Source organism: Streptomyces sp. MMG1121 (assembly GCF_001280015.1).
Taxonomy (GTDB): domain Bacteria; phylum Actinomycetota; class Actinomycetes; order Streptomycetales; family Streptomycetaceae; genus Streptomyces.
In genome coordinates, this window is sequence record NZ_LGDV01000212.1 from 1 (window position 1) to 22,384 (window position 22,384).

A 22,384-nucleotide genomic window follows, 5' to 3' on the forward strand; every position below is an offset into this window, starting at 1 on the left:
AACAGAGGGGGGTGGGGGGGAGGGGAGGGGCCCATGACAGCACACAGCACTGACCGCCGTGACACCCTGCACCCCGGTGCCCCGGCCCCCCGCTCGCCCCGCCGCCGCACCCCCGAGGCCGAACTCGCCGAAACACTGCGCACCGGCCCGTTCTCCGCCGCGCTCCGGGCCGCGCTCGCCGCACGCGGGCTGGCTCTGCATCGCGTGCAGCATCGACTCGCCCAACGCGGCATCCATGTCGGTGTGACCAGCCTCAGCTACTGGCAGCGCGGAATGCGGCGGCCCGAACGGCCCGAGTCGCTTCGTGCCGTCACCGCCCTCGAGGAGGTCCTGGAGCTTCCCAAGCACGCCCTCACCCGTCTGATAGGCCCACGTGCCCCCAGCGGACGTCCCCCGGCCCGCCCGTATCGCACCCTCCTCGAACCCGCCGCCGCGCTCGAATCGCTGCTGGCGAGTCTGGCAGCTCCGGCGGACGGCGGGCTGCACACCGTGATCCACTACGAGCACGTTCACATCGGTGCCCACCGAGAACTCGCGGCCCGCGACTCGCAACACGTCGTACGCGCCCACCGTGATGGCGTCGACCGCTATCTCGCCATCCATCACGGTGACCCAGGCTGTGACACCGAACGGGTACGGGTGCGCGGTCTCGGCAACTGTCGGGTCGGGCGGATCCGGCGCCACGACGCTTCGGGGGTGATCGTCGTCGAGCTGCTCTTCGACAGACGGTTGACCGTCGGGGAGACCGCCGTCCTGGGGTACCGCTTCGAGGACGGAACCGGCGCGCCCAGCCATGAGTACGTCCGCGGCTTCACCTACGGCGGCGGCCAGTACGTCCTCCAGGTCGGCTTCGACCGCGCAGCCCTGCCCGTACACTGCCGCCGCTTCACCCGGCCCTCGGCGACCGCCCCCCGCGAGGCGGTCGCCGATCTGACACTGAACGTCCACGGCTCGGTCCACCTCGTGGAGCAGCAGATACGGCCTGGCGTCCTCGGCATCACGTGGGAGTGGGACTGAGTCGGCCGGTGAGCGCGACAGGCCGGTGTGGCCGCTTTTGTGTGAAGCCTCAATGGATTGCCGCTGGTCGGCGTTGTCGTAGGTGGAGCTGAGGGTGCCGGTGTCCGGATCGGTGCGGGAGGTGCGACGGCCCAGCGGGTCGTAGCCGCTGGGCCAGGCGTGGCCCTGGCCGTCGTCCTTCTCGATCTGGTGACCGGCCGGCCGCGCCGTAGGGGTAGGTGACGGTGTCGGCGGCTCCGCTGGTTTCCACCGCACCACGGCGTTCAGCACGAGGCCCGGACTGGCCAACTGATCGACGGCCGCCGCCGCGCGATGCGGGCCGCCCAGTCCCGAGGCCGACGACGTCCTTGTCCTTGAGGACGACGCGCAGCCGGTTTCAGACGACCAGGACCCGGCGCCCGCGCGTGTGACCGGCCTGGCTGTCGATGTGCGCCGCAGCGGCCTCGGCGAGCGTGTACGACTTCTCGACCGGGATGTGGGGCTTTCCGCTGGTCCGGAGCCGGTGGACCGGCTTTGCCTGCAGGGCATCCTGTACGTCCTCCACGACGACACCAGCTGGCAACTGCTCCCGCTGGAGCCGGCGTTCGGCTCGGGACAGACGTACTGGCGTTGGCTGGACCGACGGCACGAGGCCGGTGTCTTCGGCCGGCCTCACCCCCTCGGCTCGCCGAGCTGGACGCGGCCGGCGTGCTGGACTGGTCGCGCCGGCGTGGATGCGTCCCGCAGTCGCGCGAAAAAAAGGGGTGTGGCCACCGGCCCGTCCTGGTCGACCTCGGCGCGAGCGCCGGGTGATGCGCGTCGCGGACGCCCATCTGGTGGCCGACTTCCTCGATCTCGCCGAAGCCCCTGGTACGCGCTCCACGGCCGGGCAGCAGGCACCGGGATCGCCTTCGTCAACCACTTCGTCTCCATCATCACGATCAACGACCGCAAGATCACACACTGGCGCGACCATCTCGACCCCGTCGCCGTGTTCGACGCCGTCGGCCGGCCCACCCACCACGAGTGAAAGCGGACAGCCCCCGAGGTTGAACTCGTGATGTCGTTACCGGCCCGACGGTCAGGCCGGTCTGAGCGACGACACGACATCACGCGTGGGCGGCAACCGGGCCTGAGGGGTCCGGCCCATGCCGCCCAGCGTGGCGGTCACGGTCTCGTCGTCACTTGGTGAAGACGAGACTGACGTTGTGTCCGCCGAACCCGAACGAGTTGGCCAGCGCAGCAGACCACTGACCGGTGCGCCGCTCACCGCGCACCACGTCCAGTTCCACGCGCGGGTCGAGTTCGTCGAGGTTGCGCGTGGCCGGCACCGTGCCGTCCTTGAGCGCGAACACAGCGGCCATGGCGCCAACCGTTCCGGAGGCCCCCATCATGTGACCTGTCATCGACTTTGTCGCCGTCACCGCAGCATGGCTGCCGATCACTCGGCGAATGGCCTGGGCCTCCGCCAGGTCACCGGACTCCGTCGAGGTGGCGTGGGCGTGCACGACCCCAATGTCAGCCGGGGCCAGGCCGGCGTCGCGCAGCGCCAGTTCCATGGCGAAGGCCTGGCCTTCCGCGTCGGAGGCCGTGATGTGGTTTGCGCTCGAACTCACGGCACTGCCGGCCAGCGTGCCGTAGGCATGTGCTCCACGGGCCCGGGCGAACTCGGCGCGTTCGAGCACCATCATCCCCGCGCCCTCGCCCATCACGAACCCGGACCGGTTGACGTCGAACGGGCGGGACACGGTCTCTGGGTCCACGGACCGCGTCGACAGGGCCTTCATCTGGGCGAATGCCGCGATGGTGAAGGGGTGCAGGCATGCTTCCACGCCACCTGCGACGACTACGTCCGCCCGCCCGCTGCGGATCAGATCCTGCCCCAGGGCGAGGGCCTCCGCCCCGGACGCACAGGCACTCACCGGAGTCCTGGCGCCCCCCTTCGCGCCCAGGTCCATGCTCACCCAAGCAGCCGGCCCGTTGGGCATCAGCATGGGGACCGAGAACGGCGACAGCCGGCGGATCCCGGCGCGTTCGAAGACGTCGTCCTGCCCCAGCGTGGTGAGGACACCACCGGTCCCCGTACCAATGACGACGGCGAATCGTTCCGGCTCGACCTGCGGAGCACCGGCGTCCTGCCACGCTTCGCGCGCACTGAGGATGGCGACCTGCTCACCGCGGTCCAGCTTCCTGGCCTCGACCCTCGGAAGCAGGGACGCAGGGTCCACCGTGAGCCCGGCCGCAACGTGCACGGGCAGGTCCGCGGCCCACTCCTCCTCCAGGAATCGCACCCCCGACTTGCCGTCCAGCAGCCCCGACCAGGAGGACGCCGCATCGGCTCCCAGTGGCGTCATCGCACCGACGCCCGTCACCAGCACACGACCGTTACGGGTCACACGAGCCTCCTTGAATTGTTTAAAAGCTACATGGTTCCTGACTTGCCGTCATGGAGATCATGCCAGCGCCCAGAAGGGAAATCAGGGCAGGAGTCGACCGATTCGAAAGCACGAGATTGTCAAATTCTGACAATTAACGGGTCCGACTCGCGGTGTCACAGAAGCTGACGGCTGGTCATTTCCTGGGCATCAGCGGGGTATGAGGAGCGGGACGACGAGGCGGTGGCGGGTGGGTCCAGGAGGTGTGGCCGTGCACGGAGGACTCGCGGCGGCCCGTGCGGCCTGGCTCGCCTTCGAGGACGAAGCCGGACTCCCATGACGCCGCCGCGGGCGAAGGCCTGGTCGCAGTGCGGCCGGGCCCCGGTGGCGCGGGTCCGCAGCCGGTCGCGCAACCGCGTGTCCATTGCCCCGCTGACCCCCTGACCTGCTGACCTGCTGACCTGCTGACCTGCTGACCTGCTGACCTGCTGACCTGCTGACCTGCTGCAAGCCTGGCCATCGGGACCGGCTGACCATCTACTGCCTGCCGCCCTACGCACCCGCCCTCAACCACGTCGAAGGAATCTGGTCGCTTCTGCGACGCGGGTGGCTCTCCAACGTCGCCCCCCAGCACCCCGAACACCTCGTCCAGCGCATCCGACGCGCCCTACGGCACATTTGCAGCCACCTCATAGAAGGCTGCCTCGCCGAGACCGGCCTGCCCAACAAGCCCGCCTGAGCACTCGCACGACGAACGTCCACGCCACCTCACCCGCAACACTCCCCTTTGCGGCAACCAGGTGGCCCCGCGCACGGTCGGCAGTGGTCTGTTGACAAAGGCTCGGGCGCCACGCGACGACACGGCCACGGACACGGACGTCCACGCGGCGCCCACCGGGGCGACCGGGCGGCCACTGCCAGGAAGGCCACACAGAAGTCGCCCGCCAAGGGCGACTGGGGGCCTGTCCGGAGTTGCGATCAGTGGTGGGGAAAAGAGTTGGAGCGATGATGAACGGGCTGGTAGCTTGCCGTTGACCGTGACGCCGCCCGAGGAGGTGAGACCCATGAACGCTGTATCGATGTGGGTGCTCCGCCTTCCCGTCGCGGTCGGGCGATTGACATAGGTGTCGCCGGGAGCGCCTCGACAACAAGGCACTCCCGAAAGGCAACACCTATGCATTCTCTGCAGTTCACCGCCGATTCGTCGTCGAACGGCATGATCGAGCGCGACTTCACCGTGGGCGAGGTCCCTGGCGTTCTCTGGTCGTCGGCATCCGGCGCCGATCGCGCGCCCCTGGTCCTGATGGGCCACGGCGGCGGCGCCCACAAGAAGCATCCGGCGATGGCGGGCCGGGCACATCGCCTCGTGACCGACTGCGGCTTTCATGTCGCCGTCATCGACGCGCCCGGTCACGGCGACCGGCCGCGCACCGCGCGCGACGAGCAGGAGATCGCCGAGCTGCGCAAGGCGCAGGCGGCGGGCGAGCCGGAAGGCCCGATCGTCATGCGTTACAACGCCCGCCTGGCAGAACTCGCCGTGCCCGAGTGGCAGGCGGCCCTGGACGCCCTTCAGGAACTTCCGGAGATCGGCGCCGACGGGCCGGTGGGCTACTTCGGTATCGGCCTGGGAACCGCGATCGGGGTGCCGCTGGTGGCGATCGAGCCCAGGATCACGGCCGCGGTCTTCGGCCTGATGTGGCCAGATGCCCTGGTCGAGAAGGCGAAGCAGATCACCATCCCGATCGAGTTCGACATGCAGTGGCACAACGAGCGCATCCCGCGCGAGGCCAGCCTCGCACTGTTCGACGCCTTCGCCTCGAAGGAGAAGACCTTGCACGCCAACGCGGGCAAGCACTTCGACTTCCCCAGGTTCGAGGCCGACAGCGCGGTCCGGTTCTTCGCCCGGCATCTCGGCCAGGCGGTCACCTCACCGGCCTGAAGGTGAGCCGTAGCGGCGTCCGGTCTGCCTATCGGGCGCCGCTACCGCGGCCCAGGTTGAGGCTGCGCATCCAGATGATGGATCCGCCTAGCCGGAGCCCTGCCATGGATCTCGCGGGCATCTGGTCGGAACGCGTGGCCAGGCCCCGCCGTGCCCCGATCGTGTTGACGCAGCGCTCCACCGTGTTGTGCTCCTTGTACTGCTCAGCGTCATGGGCCACCGGCCAGCCGTTCCCTACGACGCGGCTTGCACTTGGGAGCCTCATCGGCCCTCTCCGGATTGACCGCCTTCATCCCGCGTCTGCACAGGCAGGTGCGGCTCATCCGCGGGGAGTACGCCTCATCCGGCAACTCCCGCGTCCGGTCGGGTGCGTGGACAGCCCACCGGCCCGCACACCCTGACCTTCTCCGACACCGCCACGAACCGGGGACCATCGGCGGCCTGCCCAGTCGTGAGCACGAACGCCGGCGGGTGACAGCGCCGGTCTGCCGCAAGGTGGACCTCGCTGCTCAGCCCACCGCGCGAGCGACCCAGCGCCGCCGCCTTGAACCGGGCCCGGCAGCACCAACGCAGCCAGGCCCGGCCGGCTCGAGGCCCGCTCGGACTCCCCGGCCGGCGACTCGACCGCCGCCGGGGTGATGTGCCCGCGTCCGCTCGATCAACGTCGACGTTCTGTCGTACCTGGTCTCGCCCTTCCTCGTCCTTCGAACCCGTGCGCCGGAAGCCACCGTCCCCCGCGACAACCGCCGCGGCCTGGCAGAAGGACACCCCTCAGGGCCTGCGGCACGTCGCCAGGCAGCCCACGATCCGCACCATGGTTCTGGCCCTGTCCGTGCTGAGCTTCGCCCTGGCCATCATGAACACGTACTGGGCCTACTACGTCTTCAGGACACTGGGTGTCTCTCCCGACGGCCTTCGGGGTGTTCACAGGCCCGGAAATGCCACTCGTGCTGTGGCGGTACCGGCTTCGGACGGTCCCACAGCTGATCCGACGCGTTCCACCGCGGTGTCTCCACGCCGGACCGAACGCTCAACTCTCCCGTCGGCGAAGTCCGTCGGGACCGAGCAAGTCACTTTGTCAGCCGTTGCCACTGAAGAAGGTGATCAGTTCTCGACTCAGTTGCTCCGGACGTTCCTCCGACAGGTAGTGTCCCGCTCCGGGAATCTCAACGAATCGAATGTCTGTGGCCCGGTGCTCATTCGAAGCACGAGAGAGTTCCAGGAATTTGCCGCCCGGAACCAGAACCGGCATGGACAGTTTGGGGTGGTGGGCTGCTTCCTGGATGTCTTGTGAGAGCGTTCTGTACCAGCCGGCCACTGCCCGGATCGCCTCGGGCGAGTCGTACGCTCGGGCATAGATGGCGCGGCTCTCTCTGTCGATGGCCTCCGGATCGACGGCGAACTCTTCGGCGAGCCAGTCCATCAGGATGTGGTACCGGTCTGCGAGCAGTTGCTCTGGAAGGTTGTCGAGCTGGTTGAAACCGAAGTGCCATGCGTTGGTCTCTGCCGACGCGGGAAGCGCCGACAGAGAGGCCAGTACCGGGTCGGGCGCTCCCGGGTCCCACATCGCCAGTCTCCATGTGCTCTCCGGATGTGTGGCTGCAAAGAAATAGGCGATCCAGGAGCCGACGTCCTCGCCCGCGATGTTGACCTGGTCGTAACCCAGATGCCGGACGAGTTCGTAGATGTCCTGAGCCATATTGGCCTTGCCGTAACCCGCCTCGGGCTTCTCCGAATCGCCCATGCCTCGGTATTCGCAGACGATGACACGGAAGTGTTCCGCGAGGGCGGGCATCACCTTTCGGTACTGCCACCATGTGCGAGGCCATCCGGGAAGCAGCACCAGCGGATCTCCCGAACCGCCGATCACATAGTGCAGTCGCACCCCGTTGACACGAGCATACGCGTGTTCGAAACCGTCGAGCTCGGTCGACACGTCGACCCCTTTCCTTCGCGAATGAGACCGGAGGCGCCGTTCGATCGCAGCAGCGCAGACGCGCACGACCACGAACGCGGGATGGGTGGCCGTAGCATCTCGCCAGGTCCGGGGCCACCACCGATCGATCGGCCACTCAGGACACGTCGGGATCCGGCAGTTGCTCAGTGGCGTAGCGCACCATGAGTTCCGCGATGGGCAGTGGCCGGACTTCCTGGACGGACGGGGCCACACCGGGAGTGGCGGGGGGAGTGGCGGGCGTCGAGGAAGCGACCAAGAGCTCCTCCATGCCACCGGGGGTGAAGAAGAAGATCATCCGGGCGGCGTGGTACCCGCGGTTGATGAAGCGGTGTCGGGTGCCGCGCGGCACGAAGAAGAATCCTCCCGCACCTGCCGTGACCGGCTCGTCGCCGTTGAGGAACTCGAGTTCCCCGGAGAGCAGGTAAAAGGCTTCGTCATGGTCGTTGTGCACGTGCGGGTCCGGTCCGCCGCCCGGCGGCACGGTCGCTTCGAGCAAGGTCAGAGACCCATTGGTCTCGTCGGCTCCGACCTTGAGGGTGTAGGTGTCGCCGGCAGCCCAGATGGATGTCCCTTCCCCGGAAGGGACATAGATGGCGTTCCTCTTCGTGTAACTCGGGTCGGACACATGAGGGTCCACCAAGCTCACAGCACTTCCTCCTCAATTGAATGACGAGTTTCGTAGCGAGCATTAGGAAACTATGGGTCGGCTGACGCCACGTCAAGACCGCGAACGATCCGATGCCCGAAGGGGCGCATGACGATTGGGTTCACGCCACCGTGTTACGGTTCGGGCCATCTCTGGAGAGGTAGTGAATCGTCATGCCAGGTGGCCGTCCGCGCAGCTACGATCCGGATGTCGCCTTGGACGCAGCCATGCTGACCTTCTGGGCCCAGGGCTACGAGGGCACTTCCATATCCGACCTCACCGCCGCCATGGGGATGAGCGCCCCCAGCATTTACGGAGCCTTCGGCGACAAGGAGACTCTCTTCAAACGGGTCGTGGAGCGCTACCTCGCCGGGCCCGGCGGATACCTGGAGAAGTCCCTGGACCAGCCGACGGCTGCGGCGCTCGTACGAACCCTCCTGAACGCCGCCATCGACACGATCGCCGGTGACCACACCCCGCACGGCTGCCTCACCGTCCACGGCGCCCTCGCGGTGGGCCCTCGCTCGCAACCCGCCCAACAGGTCCTGGCCCGTATCGGCAGGAACAAGGTCCAACTACTGACCGACAGGCTCCAAGAGTTCCACGACTGCGGCGACCTTCCCGCACATTGCGACCCCTCCGCACTGGCGCAGCTCCTGATCACCGTCATCCAGGGACTGGCCGTCCAAGCAGCCTCGGGAGCACCGCGGGAGGCGCTGCACCGGATCGCCGACCAGATGACGGCCTTGCTTCCCCACTAAGCGGTCTCGGTGAAGTCAACTCCCTTTAAGGGTAGAAACTTTGGCGGGAGTGGTGGTGATGCCGAAGATCCTTACGGTGGAGTTGACCTCCGAGCAGCATGCCGCGGTACGTCGACGGCTGGTCGGGCATGATCTGTCGCGTAACGAGCGGCGGCGATTGGAGTGCATACGGCTGCTGGGCCGGGGCCTGACCGTGCCGCAGGTCGCCGATCTGGTGGAATGCAACCCGGTCACGGTGCGCGATGCGGTGCGCCGGTTCACCGGCGGCGGGTTCGATGCCCTGGCCGACGCCCCACGTCCGGGACGGCCCGCGCGGGTCACCGGCAAGGACCTCAAGGCGCTGGGTGCGTTGCTGGACACCTCGGCCGCAGCGGGGGTGACTGGACCGCCCGTGAGCTGTGCGACTGGCTGGAGCGGGAACGGGGTGTGCGGGTGTCAGCGGCGTGGCTGACCGAGCTGCTGCGCCGGGAGGGATTCCGCTGGAAACGCACCCGTGACAGCCTTCGGCACAAGGCCGACCCCGTCCTCCAGCAGGCCGCACGGGCCCAGCTGGAGGACTTACGGATGTACGGATGGAGGCCGACGCGGGCACGCGCGATGTGATCTTCCTTGACGAGTCGGGCTTCGCGCCCACCATGCCCACCGGTTACACCTGGTCGCGGGCCGGGCAGCGGGCGGTGGTGCCGCGCGAGGACACCCGCGGCCGGCGGGTCAACGTGCTGGGCGCCCTGATGGTGGGCACCCAGCCTGATCTGTTGTGGGAGCGCACTCCCGGCAAGATCGACGCGGCCATGCTGCTGGAGTTCGTCTGCTCCCGCCTGGCCGGCCTGCCCGGCGGGGCCGTCGCGCTGCCCCTGGCGGCGGACGGTGTCGGGGTTCTGCCCGTCTGGCAGCGGTCCCGGCCGTGCACGGTGGTTGTGGACAACGCCTCCGCGCACGTGGCCAAGGCGTTCAAGGGCCGCCGCGAGCAGCTGGCGAAGATCGGGGGGGAACTGTTCTACCTTCCGCCCCGCAGCCCCGAACTCAACGACATCGAACGGGTCTGGCGCTCGGCCAAGTACGAGGACTATCCCCACCGCGCCCACACCAGCATCGAAGTCATCGGCACCGCCGTGGACCAGGCGCTGACCCGCCAGAAGACCCGCGCCCAAGGAGGGGCGCCGTTAACGAGCGGCGAGCGAAGTGACATGTAGCCGAGCGTGATGCTCAGGCCGTGCCGCGCCTCACCGGGCACGGGTCACTTGATCGACGTGATCCAGTCGTCGACGGTGACGACGTCGGCCTGCACGGGGAAGACCTTCTCGGTGAGCACCTGGTGCACCTCGGCGTCGGCGTCGAGGCAGCCGTCCGCCAGTACGGTGAGGCGGAAGTCCAGGTCGGCGGCTTGACGCAGGGTGGACAGCACGACTCCGCTGGTGGCGATACCGGTGAGGACCAGCCCGTAGATCTCGCGGGCACGCAAGAGCAGGCCGAGGTCGCTGCCCACGAAGGCGCTGACACGCGTCCTCGTCACGATGAGATCGGCCGGCCGGGGCGCGATGTCCGGGTGGATCTCGGCGCCCGGGTCCTCGTCGGTGAACCCGGCACCACCGCCGAGCCCACGGAGCATCTTGTTGCGCGCGCTGGCCTCAGGATGCCCGGCGCGGAATCGGACGATCACGTAGATCACCGGCATGTCCGCGGCGCGGGCCGCCTCGATCGCACCGCGCAGGCGTGCCAGATATCCGGCCCCCTCGCCGAAGCGGTCCACGATGCCCCGCTGGATGTCCATCACGAGGAGGGCGTTCTGCGCCATTCTTTCCGTCCTCTCATCGCGTGGGCCGATCCGGTCTCCTGACCGCCTTCTGACAGCGGCCGCGCACCGCCGAGGCGCACACCGCGTGGCGAACATGCCCTGACCGAGCCCGTCCAGCACCGGGGGCTGTGGAAACAGGAGCGCGGACGGCGGCGTGGAGTGGGGTTGTGTGCGCCACTGTGGCCCGGCTCATCGCGTCGGCCCGCCGGGTAGGTAGGAGGCGAGGTTGGCAAGCACAGCGTGCGGATCGGTCGAAACCCCATGGGCGGCCAAGTAGCCATCCGGACGGATGAGGAGGGGCGTCTCCAACCCGTCGACGAACTGGACGTTCACAGTGCCGATCCGGCCGCTCTCGGTCGGTCCAGTGGAGGAGGTGGGCAGGGCCAGGGTCCAGTCGAGACCTGCGGCCGGGACGAGCGTAGGGGAGACACGCTGCCCGACGTGGTAGGCACCGTTGGCCGGTTCAGGCGCGTAGCTGATGTCGAGCTGGGACAACCGTCTCGCCAGCCAGTCGGTGACGCCAGGCGCCTGGGCGGCTGCGGCGACGATGTCGTTGCGCAGTTGGCACAGTTCCGGATCGCGCATGGTGGCAAGTCCGGTCATCTGGCTGGTGAAGGCGACCAGGCCCACAGCGACGGGATGGCGCTCGCGGTGGTAGGTGTCCAGGAGCCCCTCAGGGGCCAGCCCGGTGAGCACGGCGTGGAGCTTCCAGCCCAGGTTGCCGGCGTCCTGAATCCCGGTGTTCATGCCCTGGCCCCCGGCCGGGCTGTGGGTGTGCGCAGCGTCCCCGAGGAGGAAGACCGGGCCGTCCGAGAGCTTCTCGGCCACGCGTTCCTGCACGTGGTATGTGGATGCTGTGATGACCTCGGCGACCTTCGGAGCGCCTTCCCGCAGGCCGCGGGTGGCCAGCAGCGTCTCGGTCTGTTCGGCGGTGGGCGCCTTCGAACCGGGCGGAACGGACGCAACCACCCGGTGCTGGCCCTCGGCCAGCGGTGACGTCAGCAGCATTCCTTCGGAGGAGAAGAAGAACGTGGTGTCCTCAAGGAGCGCGGAAGCTGAACCCGGCTCGAGGCGGACATCCGCCAGTGCGAACAGCTGCTCTCGTGCCGTGCCGTGGAAGTCGATCCCTGCCGTGGAGCGCACCCTGCTGTGAACGCCGTCGGCTCCGACCACGTAGCGGGCGTGCACGGCACGCACCGAGCCGTCGGGCGCGGCGACGGCGGCGGTCACGCCGGGAAAGTCGGGACTGAAGGTGATCAGCTTGTGGCGGCGGTGGACTCTGCCGCCCAGCTCGGTCAGGCGGCGATTGAGGTGTTCCTCGGTCGTCTGCTGGGAGACCAGCAGCATCATCGGGAACGGGGTGTCCAGGTCGTCGTAGGACGCGCGGAGCAGAGCGCGCGGGCCGTCGTGCACGCTGAAGTGGCGGCCCCGAATTCCTGCGGCGACCAGGTGATCGGCAACCCCCAGGCGGTCCAGGTACTCCAGAGCGCGGGGCTGCACGAAGGCCGCCTTGGCGCCGGGCTGGACCGAATCGGCACGCTCGATGAGTACGTGGTCCACACCGAGCTGGGTAAGGCCGGCGGCGAGTGTGAGCCCGGCGGGCCCGGCACCAACGATCAGGACATCGGTCTGCGTGGCCAGTGCGGCCGTGGGAGAAGAGGCCATGCCGTCGGCGTCCTTCGTTGATTTGGCAGTTCGCCGAGCCACTCGTCAGGCGCCCGGTCCCCTCCCTGACAGTCTTGGGTGAGACGCCCCGGGCAGATCGGTCACCCTGGCCGGGCACAACAGGAGAACCACCCGTATGGCCAGCAGCGATGTAGCCCGCCGCGCACCCAGCCATGTCTCCACCGCACGCCCGAGACCCGAGCCCCCTCGATGAAATCGACCCGGCGAACATCACGCTCAGCTACATGTCACTTCGTTCGCCCCTCGTTAACGGCACCCCAAGGATCAGCAGCGAACTTCATCCAAGCCGCTTAGAGCCGACCGACAGCCTCGGCGAAACCCCATCGGCCGGGACAACGAGCACCTGGAGCCGACAGCAGATCTCCGACCAGCTACAACCCCTTCTCCGTGAGTGCCACCCCTCCGCTCTTGCGGCGCCCGACTGCTGGAAGAACGGCTTGTGCCGACCAGAGGTTCACGACATCCTCCAGGCAGCCCCCCGACCAGTTCCATGACTGCCTCAACAGCCGCGACCTGTTGGATGAACACACCGTCTTCCCCGTCGAACTCGCCACAGCGGCTTGACTCGCTAACCGCCTGAGGCCCGTGGATAGCCCTGTCCACCGGGCCGAGCCCGCGTCCGGCAAACAGACCCGCGGCGATGCCTCGGAGGTTTTTGAGCCGGTCGAAGCAGCGTTCGACCGTCGTCACGCTCGCCATAGCTGTCGCGGTCGAGCCGTGACGGCGAGGTGGATCTTGGTGGGAACGGACCGCACGGGCTCAGGTTGCACATCACAACTCGTCCGGCCCGTACGGCCGTTCCCGTGTTCCGAGAAGACGGCGCAATCAGCCCACTTGATCGTTTTCTCAGCGGCGCCTACGCTCTCATGCCCATGGAGACGGGGGAACAGGGCCACGGGCGGCGGGCGTGGCTCGACCGGCTGGTCGGGTATCGCGTGGCCGCAGTGCTGTTGGCCGGGGCGGCGGGACTGGTCATTCTGGGCACGGTGTTCGTCGTACTGCCGGGTGTGGTGGTCGACCACGATCTTGCTGGGGCGAGCGTTTCCGCGCAGGATCGGCTGGCAGCGGTGAACAATGTGCGTACGACGCTTCTTCAGATGGTCGGCGGCCTCGTCGTGCTCTTCGGCGCCTATGCCACGTGGCGGCAACTGCGAGTGAGTCAGGACGGTTTGCGTGCCACCCAGGAGGGCTACGTAACCGACCGGTTCAGCCGAGCGGTCGACCAGCTCGGCAGCGACAAGCTGGATGTGCGCATCGGCGGGTTGCACGCACTGTGGCGGATCGCGGAACAGTCCGCCCGCGACCGGGAAGCCATCATCTCCATCCAGGCCGCATATCTGCGTACACACCTGCCCTGGCCACCCGCCGGGCCGGAGTCGCCGGCGGCGGACGTGCCCATCAACGACATCGCACCCCTGGAGACCCGCACGGCCGACGCCCAGGTGGCGCTGACCGCGCTCGGCGTGCTGTGCCGACACCGGGAGCAGTCCTGGGTCAATCTCAGCAACACCGACTTGCGCCGGGCCGACTGCGACGGACTGTGGTTCACCGAGGTCAACTTCGACCGCGCCTGTATGGAGGCGGCGGGCCTGTACCACGCCAATCTGACCCAGGCGTCCCTGGTCTCGGTCAACCTGCGGCACGCCGACCTCACGACTGCGATTCTCCGGCGAGCTCGCTGCGTTCTGGCCGACCTACGGGGCGCGAAGCTGGTCGAAACCGACTTGCGTGACGCAGACTTCACCAAGACCGACCTGCGTGAGGCAAACCTGCGCAAGGCCGACGCCCACGGCGCCGTCTTCCGCCACGCCGACCTCCGTATGGCCGACTTGCGCGGTACCGACTTGAGAACCGCCGACCTTGTCGAAGCACGCCTGACCGACGCCCTGGCCAGCGAGCACACCCGCTGGCCCGCCGACTTCGACCACTCGGCCGCCGGAGTCGTCGACACCGATGACCCCGGCCCCGAGCCCTCATCCCTGCTCCAGCCGCCAGGGATGACGTGGCAGGCACCACCGCTTCGGTCCATACTGTGACCAAGGCGCCCTGGTCAGGGCTGCGGCTACCGCGATCCGCCGGGCCTCTGCGCAAGATCCGTTCGAAGTCGGACCCAAGTAGCGGCCTGCTGGCGTACGAACTTGACACTGCGACAGCTCGCCGCGCTGTTCGTCGACAGCACCCTGGTCCCCACGCGGGATCATACGGTGGCCGAGCAGGGGCAGAACTACAGGTCCTCGACTGACCACCGGGTCGTCATCGGCGCCGACACCCGACTCGTCGCCGTCGGCCAGCCGGTCACCGGCCAGCCCGGTCAACCCACGCCGCCGCACATCCGGCCGGACCGAACTGCCTGCATGGAAGGAGGAGCACAACACCTCCCGCCGCAAGGTCCGGGTCCGCGTCGAGTACGTCTTCGCGCGGATGAAGACCTGGAGGTCCCGCTCAGTCGAGACAGAACTCGTTGCCCTCGATGTCCTGCATCACGATGCACGAATCGTTGCCGTCATACAGCAGTCGCACGCGTACCGCGCCGAGGGGGACAAGTCGTGCGCACTCGGCCTCGAGCGCGGCGAGGCGCTCTTCACCCACGAGCCCGGTGCCGACCCTCACGTCAAGATGCACCCGATTCTTGACGACCTTGCCTTCGGGAACGCGCTGAAAGAAAAGTCGCGGGCCCACACCTGAGGGATCACTGCATGCGAACCAGGAACCCTGATCCTCAGGAGACCGGGAGCGGTCGAAGTCGTCCCAGGTGGCGAACCCCTTGGGTGGCGGCGATACGACGTATCCCAACACCTCGCACCAGAATCGAGCGACGCGCTCAGGTTCCGCGCAGTCAAAGGTGACTTGGAACTGCTTGATCGATGACACGGAGGCACCATAACAGGGGCACCCTTCTGCCCATCTCCCGGTAGGGAACCGCATGTTGAGGGCAGGTTGGCCCTTGCGAGCGCGATTCCCCGCCGGTCCCTCTGCCGCGACCACCGAAGCCGAGCACCGGAGAATCAAGTCCTCTTAGGATCTGCCGCAGTTCGGGACAGCGGCAGTAATGAACTCAAGGTTCGAAGGCTCCAACAGCTCTGTGGCCGGTATGCCGGTCAGGGCAAGGCAGCGTCCGGTTCGTTCCGGACAGCGAGGTAGTGGTGCACGATCTGGTCGATGTCGAGGACGGTGATCTGCGACATGCGGGTCAGCTCCCTTGCTCGGTGCGTGATCGGCGGCCTGGCTCCGGCCGTGGGCACCACGGCTTACGGCGGTCGTCGCGGGAAAGTCAAGGGAGGGGTCCGGGTTCCGCCGAACTCTCCCCCTGCGGGGGCCGCACCATCGATGCGTGACGAGCTACCTGAGGAACTCGGCCGCACTCGGCATACGGTGGCGGTCCTGCACGACCTGCTGTCGCCGCCTGTCTCCGGGGACTCGCCCGCGATCGAGTTGCGCGGTGTCGGTGCGGGCCGGGCCGCGGCGATCACAGCGATGGTCGAGGCACAGGACATCGGAACCTGGTTCCAGGGAGCCCTTGGCGAACTGTTCGCGACCGTGGCGGGCCAGGGGCTGCGGGAGACCGGTCACGCCGGCGGCGTATACGCGGACGAGCTGTCCACCCTGCACCGGGGGCAGGCGACCGTGTTCGAGCCGTGCGACGGCCCCGTCCGTCCGGTCGGCCGGGTCGAACCATTGCTCCTGCCGCCGGTCGAGCTCGCCGTGATCGAGCACTGCGGGCCGCCCGCCGAGGTGGACCGCGCCCACGGCACGCTGGCCGCGTACGCTGCGCGCCACGCGCTCGCGCCGTCGACGTCCCGGTCCGCGAGTACTCCCTCGTCGGCCAGCGCCACACCCCGGACGACGCACTGTGGCGGACGGAAGTCTGCTGGCCGGTTTTCCGCACCGGCGACACCGACCGTAGACAGCGTGACGACCCCGTCGGACAGCACCCGGGGATTCGCACCTCCGGCAGCGGTTGCCCGGCCTCGAGGCGCACCCCGCCGCGGCGCGAACACCCGTTGCCCCATCCGGGTCGGATGCCGTTACCGGTCCGGCAGGTCCTCAGCGGGATCTTGTATGCGCCGCACACCGGTGTCCCGTGGGAGTACCTGCCAAGGGGGCTGGGTTTCGGATCGGGCATGACGTGCTGAAGACGGCTGCGGAACTGGCACGAAGGCGCCGTGTGGCACCCGGCACGCCACCGGTCTCGGGACGTACCGGTGGGTCGTCGAGCCGACCGGCACCTGGCTCCACGGTCTCAAACAACTCCGCATACGCCGGGAACGACGAGCCGACGTCCACGAAGCCTTCCCCAAGCTCGCCTGACGCCTGATCATCCTGCGGCAGATCGGCTCGCCGTGTCAGCCGTTGTAGGCGCGGGAGCGAACGGTGGGGACTCTCAGTCGGCGCGACGGTCGTACCGCAGAGTCGGTCGGCGCAGGATTTCGCCTAGCCAGTCGACGGTGAAGGCCGCCAGGTCCTCGGTCGGGCCGGTCAGCTCGCGCGGCACGATGTCCGGGCGCTCCTGAGTGAATGCGAGGTTGCAGATGTGCAGTTCACTGCAGCGTACGGTGTCCGCCTCCAGGGACGCACCGAGCGCGAGGGAGTGTGACCGCTGGTGGGTGAGGTCCACCACCAGGCGCATCTCGTCGTGCTCCGGAGTGTTGCCGTCAGCGTCGGGTTCGTCGCGGGGGAAGAACAGCACGTACGTGTCACCGGGCGGACAGGGCCATTCCGCGGCGCCCTCCCGGACCAGGCGCAGGAACTCGCGCTGGGACGGGTCGCAGTTCTCCGGGGTTTTGTCGTGTTCGTCGAACTCGAACCAGAGCGGATCCATGGGAGCATCGTAGGGTTGCCCAGCCCTGCCGTTCGACGGGTTTCGGCACGGTGCCGACGAGGTTCGGCTGGACCGCGTGTCAGGCCTGGGTCGGTGGCCGAAAGGGCGGCGGGATCCCGTGGGGCTCGGGAGACGCCTTACAGCGGCTGGCACTGCGAGTCCAGCGGCTGCGGAGTCGGTGAAGCCGCGGAGCCAGGCGAAGGTTCGCCCCACGGCCCACGGCGGCGATGCCGAGAAGGCGGGCGATGGCGCCTGGCTGGCGGATCAAGCGTCACCCTCTGACGGCTTCCACGACCTGCAGGGCGGCCTGAGCGGGTGTGAGGTGCGTGGTGTCGATGACCTCGGCCTCACGGTGCAGCCACGTGCGGGCCGCCTCGGAGTATGGCTTGAGGTATTGGAGACGGAACGGGGAGTCGGGGCCAAGAACAGTGTCGCCCGCGATGCGCGCGCGGAGGGTGTCCTGGTCGGCGTGGAGGACGAAGTGCCGGACCGGAATGGCATGCTGGGCAAGACCCGTGCTGATCTCGCGCCAGTACTCCTCGACCAGGACAGTCATGGGCATCACCAGGGTGCCGCCGGTGTAGTCGAGTACGCGGCGTGCGGTCTCGACCACGAGCGGCCGCCACGGCGGCCAGTGCTGGAAGTTGTCCGTAGCGGGCAGCCCCGGCGTGATGTCCATGAGTGTCTCGCCGACCTTCTCGGCGTCGAACACCCGTGAATCCGGGAGAAGCTGCTGCACGAGTGCACCGGTCGTCGTCTTGCCTGCGCCATGGGTGCCGTTGAGCCAAACAATCATGGGGCCGACGCTAGCGGTGCACGGGCCGCGGCCGACGACCGTCACGTCACAGAACAGGCACAGCCGTGCTCGGCCGACCGTGTGACGTCGGGTTGAGACGACACCCGTGTGCAGCGGTGTGAGACCAGAGAAGAAAGAGCAGGTCACAGCATTGCTGCGGGAATCCGGGCGTGAGAACCCACAAGAAGCCCGGGGGCCGCGCTGGTGTCCCGCATGCGCATTCCCAGCTCGCACCGCACCCTGGAGGCGTGACCGAGACTCCGCAGGTCGTCGTCTACCCGCCGGCCGATGACGGCGGCAGGCGAGTCCGCGTCGGCGACCGGTTCGTGGGCATGGCGTACACACTGCTCGACATCGTCGAGTTCCTGCGCCGGACGGGCTCCGAAGACGTCGAACCGGAAGATGTGGCGGGCGCGGCCTGGGTGGAGTGGCGGGGCGCTGGCCCAGATGTGTGGGCACCGCCTGAGTAGGCCGGAACACGGTGGGGGCAGTGCCGAGGATCCCGTGCCTGCCGTGAGCGTGCGCGGTGACTCTCCGACCACCCATGTGGTGGGGCTGGTGCACGGCCATCGGGGTGGTGGTCACGCCTCGCCGCGTGCTCCCGGCGGAGGCACGCGGCGAGCCGGTCAGGGTGGTCAGGGCGTGTCGCCGGTCCAGTCGAAGTGGGCCGGGTCGCCGGGGCGCGGGTCGTACATCGCCCGGCCGCCGGCGCCGAACTGCCCGAGCTCGGTGGGGAGCGCGACGCCGGTGCCGACGTCGTCCCGCGTCCAGCCGGTGAGGTCCAGCAGCAGGCCGTCCAAGGGCCCGCCGACCAGTTCGGCGTAGGGCCTGTCAGGATGCGGGCCCGGGTGGTCGTGGTCGGCGCCGTAAACCCGGCGCCGCATCAGCTGCTCGTCATCGCGGTCCATCCGTTCAGCCTCGCAGCCGCCACTGACAACGCAGGCCTGCCGGGGTCAGGTGCGGACGCGTGAGATCGGACTGCTTGCCGAAGGACCGCGCCGCGCCGCAGGGCCGTACCCGGTGATCGGTGTGACACTGCTGACGCTGTTTCACGTCTGTGGCGTACCGCCGGACAACCGCGCTGCAGCCCAGCGACGTCAAACGAACCGACCGACACCTTTCAGGGGACAAGGACCACAGCGAACACCATGCGTGCGAACCGAACGAGGACCATGAAGACTCTGGCCGTCGCCACCCTGGCCGCTGGTGCCGTGACGCTCGGCGGCGGTATCACCTCCGCGTCGGCGACCACGGGCAAGGCGGCAGCCGTCACCTGCACGCCGGAGAACACCAAGGTGACGGTCGGCAAGGTCAGCCGACCGATCAACCACCTCCTCCTGGAAGCGAAGAACACCGGCACAAGGGCTTGCAACGCCTACTTCGCACCCCGGCTGAAATTCGACAACGGCCAGGCCTTCGCCAAGGTCTGGAAGGAAAGCCGGCCGCAAGCCGTCGTGACCCTGGCGCCCGGCAAGTCGGCATACGCGTCGGTCCTCCTGCAGGGCGAAGGCACCAAGGCGCACGAGGCGCGGACACTTACCGTCCACTTCATGTCCAGTACGAACGGTTCCACGGGCACCACGCCGGTCCAGGTGACCCTCCCGAAGAGCACCTACACCGACAGCGCCATCGGCAACTCCTACTGGCAGGACACGGCAGCCGACGCTCTTGTCTGGTAGCGGTGACAGCCGCGCCGGGAACCACGCCGACCTGGCCCCACCCCCACGGAGCATCGGGGTGGGCGTGGCTCCTCGCGACTTCCTCCCCGTCGGAGTTGTGGCGTTCGCCCGCGGCCAACACGACGGAGTGCTGGTGTGTCAGGGTGGTGGGCGAACTCACGGGTGCGTACACGCATCCGGACCTGAGAGCGTTTGACCTGGGGCTGGAGCGATGACGATGACGATGCGGACGGTTTCGCTGATGGGCGGACCCGTGGAGTTACGAGGTGCGCTGGACCTGGAGGCGACCCAGGCGGGGGTGATGCCGCGCCGCTTGCCCGCGTGGACCAAGGAGCAGTATCAGGACCCGTCGGTCTACGGGGTGACCCTGATGCCTTCGGGGGTACGGCTGGTGTTCCGCACGGATGCGCGTGAGCTGGAGTTCGAGGTGCTCACCTCCACGGGGCAGCTCGACACCGACCCTCGGCCCCGCCCGGCCGGGATGCTGGAACTCGTGGTGGACGGCGCCCCGGCCGGTCGTCGGCACGCACCGGTGGGCAACGTGGTGCGCATGGCCGGCCCCGGGGCCGTTCAGCGAATGATCCCTGGCGAGCCCGGCACCGTACGGTTCGCCGGGTTGCCGGCGGGCATGAAGAACGTCGAGCTGTGGCTGCCGCAGCAGACCCCCACCGAGCTCGTAGCACTGCGGGCCGACGGCGAGGTACTGGCACCGTTGCCGGACGGCCGGCGCCGCTGGGTGCACTACGGCAGTTCCATCAGCCACTGCATCGAGGCCGACGGCCCGACCGGTACCTGGCCCGTGGTGGCGGCCGCACTCGGCGGGGTGGAGGTGATCAACCTCAGCCAGGCAGGTAACGAGATGCTCGACCCGTATGTCGCCCGGACGATCCGCGACATACCCGCCGACCTGATCAGCCTCAAGGTCGGCATCAACATCGTGAGCCTGGCCGCCTTCCGGCTGCGGACGTTCGGCCCGGCGGTGCACGGTTTCCTGGACACGATCCGGGACGGGCACCCCGACACGCCGCTGCTACTGATGTCCCCCGTGAGCTGTCCGGCGGTCGAGGAGACTCCCGGACCGACCGCGACGGGCCCGGACGGGAAGATCACAGCCCTGGGCAATCCGGCCGATGTGGCCCGCGGGGCCCTGTCGTTGACGGTGGTCCGCACCGAACTGGCCCGGATCGTGGCAGCCCGGCAGGTCCGCGATCCCCATCTCCACTATCTCGACGGACGCGAGTTGCTCGGCCCGGACGAGGTACACGACCTGCCCGACGGCCTTCACCCCACCGCGGCCGCATACCGCAGGATGGGCAAACGCTTCGCCGCCCACGCCTTCGCGAACCACGGTCCCTTCCGCTGAACGACCCGGGCTGCCGGGTGAGGGACCGGCCCGGGTGGGGCTGTAGTTGCGGGTGGCCTGCAACTCGTCGAAGTCGACGCGCGCCCGGTTGGCGGTGCCGCTGCGCATCGTGGCCACCCGCGGTGCGGGCGCGTTCAGCAGCGGGGGCAGGAGCTGCGCCGGGCCCACCCCGGGTACACCCGCACCGACCTGATGCCCTCCGGCCCCACCCTGGGCGGCGGGCGGCCCGGCTTGCCCGAATCCGTCCTGTACAAGATCGTGCCGTCACGGGGGCTAGAGCAGGGGGCAGAACCCCTGCTCTACGCCGCGACCAGCCCCGGTGCCGTTGCCGGCGCTGCTACGGGCCGCGGTGGGCGATGGGCGGTCCGACGAAGCCCGTCCCGCTGCCGCGCCCGGGCCGTGAGAAGAGGGTCGCAGCCCGCCTGTGGACCGGGGCCGAACGTCTCACGGGCGTCTCCGCCACTGCCTCCCCTGCCTCGGGGGTGTGACCGGCGGCAGCGAACCGGCTTGCCCAGCATGTCCCACGGGTCAAGCAGTTCGACTTCGAGCCGGACGGTCGCGCAGCGCGGTGACCTGCTCCGGCTTCGTCACGACCCAGCCGCGGTGCGCGTACGCGATGGCGAGGCCGGGCCCTCGCGCTCGGGACGCCCCGACGATGAGGGCGGCCTTGGCGCTCACGCCCGGACCGCCGGCTTGAGGACCTCTTCGCACCATGCGTGGAAGGTTGTCGGGCTCGCGGTCTGAGGAGTGCGCTGCACGCCGTCGTCGAGGCCGTTGTCCTTGGAGCGCATCATGTCGACGTAGCCTTCGACGAGCGCGTCCCCGAAGCCATGTCCGGCAAGTGCGGCTTGGAACTCGTCGAGCGACTGCCGCTCGTAGCGGACCGGACGGCCGAGCACGTCGGACATGATGCGCGCCATGTCGTTCGCCGAAAGATCCTCGGGGCCCAGCACCGGGACCTCACCGGTCCCCGTCCACGACCGGTCGAGCAGGAGGCCTGCGGCGGCCGCGGCGATATCCCGGGTGGCGGCCGTCGGTGCCTTGCGGTCGGCGGCGACGGTGTCGGTGAACACGCCGTCGTCGCGGATCGAAGCCACCTGCCGAAGCAGGTTGTCCATGAAACTCGGGTTCGCGAGGGCCCGGTAGGCCACGCCCGTACTCGCGATGAGGTTGTCCATGGTCAGCGACGCCGTGACCAGTCCGGCGCGACCGGCGACGGGTGTGCCGCGGCCGAGCGCCGAGACACCGACGACGTGCGCCACCGCGTGAGCCGTGAACGCCTTCGCGGCGGCGCGGGTGAACCCGGAGTACACGTCGTCCAGGCTCGGTGCCCGCGGGTCGCCCGGGACCAGCCAGAAGACGGCGTCCGCGCCGGCGAAGGCCCGGTCGACGACCTCGGCGTCGCCGTGCGAGCCGGTGACGACGTCGACGCGGGCACGGACCGCGTCGGGGAGTTTGGCGGGGTCGCGCACGATGACGCGCAACTCTTCGCCGCGCGCGGGCGTTTCGTTGAGCAGGATGTCCAGGAGCCGGCTGCCGATCTGGCCGGTGGGAGCGGTGATGACGATCATG

General features: G+C 68.7%; 22 protein-coding genes and 3 pseudogenes. 14 read left to right on the forward strand and 11 right to left on the reverse strand.

All coding sequences use genetic code 11. The features are described 5' to 3' along the window. Positions 1–33 precede the first annotated feature (33 nt). Complete coding sequence (locus ADK64_RS29505) at positions 34–1,017, forward strand: hypothetical protein (protein WP_078992907.1); 984 nt, start codon at positions 34–36, stop codon at positions 1,015–1,017. A 376-nt stretch (positions 1,018–1,393) separates the two neighbouring features. On the opposite strand, the gene ADK64_RS49150 is transcribed toward ADK64_RS29505, so the two are convergent. Beyond that, on the reverse strand, positions 1,394–1,615 hold the full coding sequence (locus ADK64_RS49150; protein ID WP_420713054.1) for a zinc-binding dehydrogenase: 222 nt from the start codon (positions 1,613–1,615) through the stop codon (positions 1,394–1,396). Between ADK64_RS49150 and ADK64_RS49155 the strand changes: the two genes are divergently transcribed. Continuing rightward, complete coding sequence (locus tag ADK64_RS49155; protein ID WP_159046361.1) at positions 1,520–2,026, forward strand: transposase; 507 nt, start codon at positions 1,520–1,522, stop codon at positions 2,024–2,026. The two genes, ADK64_RS49150 and ADK64_RS49155, sit on opposite strands and share 96 nt — an antisense overlap. Before the next feature lie 151 nt (positions 2,027–2,177). Here the strand turns inward: ADK64_RS49155 and ADK64_RS29510 are convergent, their stop codons facing one another. Then, positions 2,178–3,392 carry a beta-ketoacyl-[acyl-carrier-protein] synthase family protein gene (locus ADK64_RS29510; protein WP_267888575.1) on the reverse strand — a complete coding sequence of 405 codons (1,215 nt, stop codon included), beginning with the start codon at positions 3,390–3,392 and terminating at the stop codon, positions 2,178–2,180. A 1,153-nt stretch (positions 3,393–4,545) separates the two neighbouring features. Here ADK64_RS29510 and ADK64_RS29515 point away from each other — a divergent pair. After that, on the forward strand, positions 4,546–5,310 hold the full coding sequence (locus ADK64_RS29515; RefSeq protein ID WP_053663838.1) for an alpha/beta hydrolase: 765 nt from the start codon (positions 4,546–4,548) through the stop codon (positions 5,308–5,310). Positions 5,311–6,388: 1,078 nt separating this feature from the next. On the opposite strand, the gene ADK64_RS29525 is transcribed toward ADK64_RS29515, so the two are convergent. Then, on the reverse strand, positions 6,389–7,246 hold the full coding sequence (locus ADK64_RS29525) for an alpha/beta fold hydrolase (RefSeq protein ID WP_053663839.1): 858 nt from the start codon (positions 7,244–7,246) through the stop codon (positions 6,389–6,391). 136 nt (positions 7,247–7,382) lie between these two features. Beyond that, positions 7,383–7,913, reverse strand: coding sequence for a cupin domain-containing protein (locus tag ADK64_RS29530; protein ID WP_053663841.1), 531 nt, complete (start codon positions 7,911–7,913; stop codon positions 7,383–7,385). 227 nt (positions 7,914–8,140) lie between these two features. Here ADK64_RS29530 and ADK64_RS29535 point away from each other — a divergent pair, with 227 nt between their 5' ends. From ADK64_RS29535 to ADK64_RS29545, 4 genes are read left to right on the forward strand one after another with little or no spacing between them, the layout of a single operon-like run. Beyond that, positions 8,141–8,674, forward strand: a complete 534-nt coding sequence (locus tag ADK64_RS29535) for a TetR/AcrR family transcriptional regulator (RefSeq protein WP_234384749.1) — start codon at positions 8,141–8,143, stop codon at positions 8,672–8,674. 58 nt (positions 8,675–8,732) lie between these two features. Then, positions 8,733–9,125, forward strand: coding sequence for a helix-turn-helix domain-containing protein (locus ADK64_RS29540; RefSeq protein WP_078992911.1), 393 nt, complete (start codon positions 8,733–8,735; stop codon positions 9,123–9,125). Continuing rightward, positions 9,107–9,277, forward strand: coding sequence for a winged helix-turn-helix domain-containing protein (locus tag ADK64_RS49160; RefSeq protein ID WP_420713053.1), 171 nt, complete (start codon positions 9,107–9,109; stop codon positions 9,275–9,277). The genes ADK64_RS29540 and ADK64_RS49160 overlap by 19 nt, the downstream gene beginning before the upstream one ends. Beyond that, the gene (locus ADK64_RS29545; protein ID WP_053663847.1) at positions 9,247–9,867 is read left to right on the forward strand and encodes a transposase; all 621 of its coding nucleotides are present in this window, start codon (positions 9,247–9,249) and stop codon (positions 9,865–9,867) included. The genes ADK64_RS49160 and ADK64_RS29545 overlap by 31 nt, the downstream gene beginning before the upstream one ends. Before the next feature lie 44 nt (positions 9,868–9,911). Here the strand turns inward: ADK64_RS29545 and ADK64_RS29550 are convergent, their stop codons facing one another. Then, positions 9,912–10,469 carry a cysteine hydrolase family protein gene (locus tag ADK64_RS29550; RefSeq protein ID WP_053663849.1) on the reverse strand — a complete coding sequence of 186 codons (558 nt, stop codon included), beginning with the start codon at positions 10,467–10,469 and terminating at the stop codon, positions 9,912–9,914. Positions 10,470–10,658: 189 nt separating this feature from the next. Continuing rightward, positions 10,659–12,134 carry an FAD-dependent monooxygenase gene (locus tag ADK64_RS29555; RefSeq protein ID WP_053663851.1) on the reverse strand — a complete coding sequence of 492 codons (1,476 nt, stop codon included), beginning with the start codon at positions 12,132–12,134 and terminating at the stop codon, positions 10,659–10,661. Positions 12,135–13,090: 956 nt separating this feature from the next. Between ADK64_RS29555 and ADK64_RS29560 the strand changes: the two genes are divergently transcribed. Beyond that, positions 13,091–14,191 carry a pentapeptide repeat-containing protein gene (locus ADK64_RS29560; protein ID WP_053663880.1) on the forward strand — a complete coding sequence of 367 codons (1,101 nt, stop codon included), beginning with the start codon at positions 13,091–13,093 and terminating at the stop codon, positions 14,189–14,191. Positions 14,192–14,269: 78 nt separating this feature from the next. After that, a pseudogene (locus ADK64_RS43670) lies at positions 14,270–14,591 on the forward strand (IS5/IS1182 family transposase); the annotation flags it as partial. A 6-nt stretch (positions 14,592–14,597) separates the two neighbouring features. Here ADK64_RS43670 and ADK64_RS45315 read toward each other — a convergent pair. Continuing rightward, positions 14,598–15,026, reverse strand: coding sequence for a VOC family protein (locus ADK64_RS45315; protein ID WP_107093125.1), 429 nt, complete (start codon positions 15,024–15,026; stop codon positions 14,598–14,600). A 1,112-nt stretch (positions 15,027–16,138) separates the two neighbouring features. On the opposite strand from ADK64_RS45315, the pseudogene ADK64_RS49165 reads away from it, so the two are divergent. Next, a pseudogene (locus ADK64_RS49165) lies at positions 16,139–16,285 on the forward strand (IS5/IS1182 family transposase); the annotation flags it as partial. Positions 16,286–16,325: 40 nt separating this feature from the next. Beyond that, positions 16,326–16,463: pseudogene (locus tag ADK64_RS47660) on the forward strand (IS5/IS1182 family transposase); the annotation flags it as partial. A gap of 73 nt (positions 16,464–16,536) precedes the next feature. On the opposite strand, the gene ADK64_RS29575 reads toward ADK64_RS47660, so the two are convergent. Together ADK64_RS29575 and ADK64_RS29580 are read right to left on the reverse strand one after the other, a co-directional pair. Next, positions 16,537–16,974: a hypothetical protein gene (locus ADK64_RS29575; RefSeq protein ID WP_053663855.1), complete on the reverse strand. Its 438-nt coding sequence runs from the start codon at positions 16,972–16,974 to the stop codon at positions 16,537–16,539. A 271-nt stretch (positions 16,975–17,245) separates the two neighbouring features. Beyond that, complete coding sequence (locus ADK64_RS29580; RefSeq protein ID WP_053663884.1) at positions 17,246–17,770, reverse strand: ATP-binding protein; 525 nt, start codon at positions 17,768–17,770, stop codon at positions 17,246–17,248. Positions 17,771–18,018: 248 nt separating this feature from the next. Between ADK64_RS29580 and ADK64_RS29585 the strand changes: the two genes are divergently transcribed. Beyond that, complete coding sequence (locus ADK64_RS29585; RefSeq protein WP_053663857.1) at positions 18,019–18,240, forward strand: hypothetical protein; 222 nt, start codon at positions 18,019–18,021, stop codon at positions 18,238–18,240. Between the two features lie 165 nt (positions 18,241–18,405). Here ADK64_RS29585 and ADK64_RS29590 read toward each other — a convergent pair whose 3' ends face one another. Next, entirely contained in the window at positions 18,406–18,678 is a 273-nt protein-coding gene (locus ADK64_RS29590; protein ID WP_053663859.1) for a hypothetical protein, read from the reverse strand. Positions 18,679–18,942: 264 nt separating this feature from the next. Between ADK64_RS29590 and ADK64_RS29595 the strand changes: the two genes are divergently transcribed. Both ADK64_RS29595 and ADK64_RS29600 read left to right on the forward strand, forming a co-directional pair. Beyond that, positions 18,943–19,449: a DUF4232 domain-containing protein gene (locus ADK64_RS29595; protein WP_053663860.1), complete on the forward strand. Its 507-nt coding sequence runs from the start codon at positions 18,943–18,945 to the stop codon at positions 19,447–19,449. 223 nt (positions 19,450–19,672) lie between these two features. After that, a complete protein-coding gene (locus ADK64_RS29600) occupies positions 19,673–20,812 on the forward strand; it encodes a GDSL-type esterase/lipase family protein (RefSeq protein WP_107093126.1) in 1,140 nt (379 codons plus the stop codon). 674 nt (positions 20,813–21,486) lie between these two features. Here ADK64_RS29600 and ADK64_RS29605 read toward each other — a convergent pair. Then, a complete protein-coding gene (locus ADK64_RS29605; RefSeq protein WP_053663865.1) occupies positions 21,487–22,383 on the reverse strand; it encodes an NAD(P)H-binding protein in 897 nt (298 codons plus the stop codon). Between the last annotated feature and the right edge of the window lies 1 nt (position 22,384).

What these genes read in the sequence shown, in the direction of transcription:
- ADK64_RS29505 (WP_078992907.1), top strand. Translation starts at nt 34, where the DNA reads ATGACAGCACACAGCACTGACCGCCGTGACACCCTGCACCCCGGTGCC.
- ADK64_RS29515 (WP_053663838.1), top strand. Translation starts at nt 4,546, where the DNA reads ATGCATTCTCTGCAGTTCACCGCCGATTCGTCGTCGAACGGCATGATC.
- ADK64_RS29535 (WP_234384749.1), top strand. Translation starts at nt 8,141, where the DNA reads ATGCTGACCTTCTGGGCCCAGGGCTACGAGGGCACTTCCATATCCGAC.
- ADK64_RS29540 (WP_078992911.1), top strand. Translation starts at nt 8,733, where the DNA reads ATGCCGAAGATCCTTACGGTGGAGTTGACCTCCGAGCAGCATGCCGCG.
- ADK64_RS29545 (WP_053663847.1), top strand. Translation starts at nt 9,247, where the DNA reads ATGGAGGCCGACGCGGGCACGCGCGATGTGATCTTCCTTGACGAGTCG.
- ADK64_RS29550 (WP_053663849.1), bottom strand. Translation starts at nt 10,469, where the DNA reads ATGGCGCAGAACGCCCTCCTCGTGATGGACATCCAGCGGGGCATCGTG.
- ADK64_RS29555 (WP_053663851.1), bottom strand. Translation starts at nt 12,134, where the DNA reads ATGGCCTCTTCTCCCACGGCCGCACTGGCCACGCAGACCGATGTCCTG.
- ADK64_RS29575 (WP_053663855.1), bottom strand. Translation starts at nt 16,974, where the DNA reads ATGGATCCGCTCTGGTTCGAGTTCGACGAACACGACAAAACCCCGGAG.
- ADK64_RS29580 (WP_053663884.1), bottom strand. Translation starts at nt 17,770, where the DNA reads ATGATTGTTTGGCTCAACGGCACCCATGGCGCAGGCAAGACGACGACC.
- ADK64_RS29590 (WP_053663859.1), bottom strand. Translation starts at nt 18,678, where the DNA reads ATGGACCGCGATGACGAGCAGCTGATGCGGCGCCGGGTTTACGGCGCC.
- ADK64_RS29595 (WP_053663860.1), top strand. Translation starts at nt 18,943, where the DNA reads ATGAAGACTCTGGCCGTCGCCACCCTGGCCGCTGGTGCCGTGACGCTC.
- ADK64_RS29600 (WP_107093126.1), top strand. Translation starts at nt 19,673, where the DNA reads ATGCGGACGGTTTCGCTGATGGGCGGACCCGTGGAGTTACGAGGTGCG.
- ADK64_RS29605 (WP_053663865.1), bottom strand. Translation starts at nt 22,383, where the DNA reads ATGATCGTCATCACCGCTCCCACCGGCCAGATCGGCAGCCGGCTCCTG.